The organism is Bradyrhizobium sp. 31Argb (assembly GCF_043638955.1).
In the GTDB taxonomy this organism is placed as follows: domain Bacteria; phylum Pseudomonadota; class Alphaproteobacteria; order Rhizobiales; family Xanthobacteraceae; genus Bradyrhizobium.
Genome location: NZ_JBEGDB010000658.1, coordinates 1 through 771 on the forward strand (window position 1 = coordinate 1; position 771 = coordinate 771).

Sequence of the window (771 nt, forward strand, 5' to 3'; positions counted from 1 at the left end):
CTGCCACCCGAAAACTTGCCGATCCTCGAATGGCTCGGTATCAAAACGTCAAAATCACTGTGATGAACCACTAGGGGCGCCGAGAGCTTTGTGTGGTCTCAGGCAGGGGAGTCATGCGGGACGCCTCTTCCAACAATATCTCCCGCATCCAGATGCATGCCGGATCATTGTTGTGAAAAGCGGGCCATTGAACGGCCTCGGTAAATGCGGGAAGTGACCGCGGAAGTGCGACGATCTGCAGGGGCATCGTCTGCGCGAAATGCTCAACCAGCCTTGAGGGCATCGTAGCTATGCGCCCCGTGTCCAATAGTACAGGCGGGATCATGCTAAAGCTCTGCACGACGACCTCAATGCGTCTCTTGACACCATGCTCAAGTAAGAACCATTCCGCGATGGAGGGCCTTCGCGCACGCCCGAACTTCACTGCGACATGCCCCATTGACATGTATTTGTCGAATGCAAGCTGCGGTGGCAGCCGTTTATTCGTGTGGCAGCCTACGCACACGAGCCGCTCCTCGAACAATGCCGCTTTAGGATGCGCGCTCGACATGAACAATTCTGGCAAGATAAGAAAATCGACTTCACCCCGCCGGAGAAGCTCATCGGTCTCATCGGCGAGTGGCAACAATTCGAAAGTGACGGCGGGAGCTTCTCGTGCGACTCAGCCGAGGAACTCCATGCGGCGGCGGCGCTCTCAATCTTGTGCTCGCGCAGGAAGCGCCAGACATATTGAACGTCGACGTCGCCCAGCGCCTCCGCCAGCAGGGGGCC

Annotated in this window: 1 pseudogene; it reads right to left on the reverse strand. The window is 57.6% G+C overall.

The features are described from left to right. Positions 1-70 precede the first annotated feature (70 nt). A pseudogene (locus AAFX91_RS42120) lies at positions 71-661 on the reverse strand (LysR substrate-binding domain-containing protein); the annotation flags it as partial. Positions 662-771 lie beyond the last annotated feature (110 nt).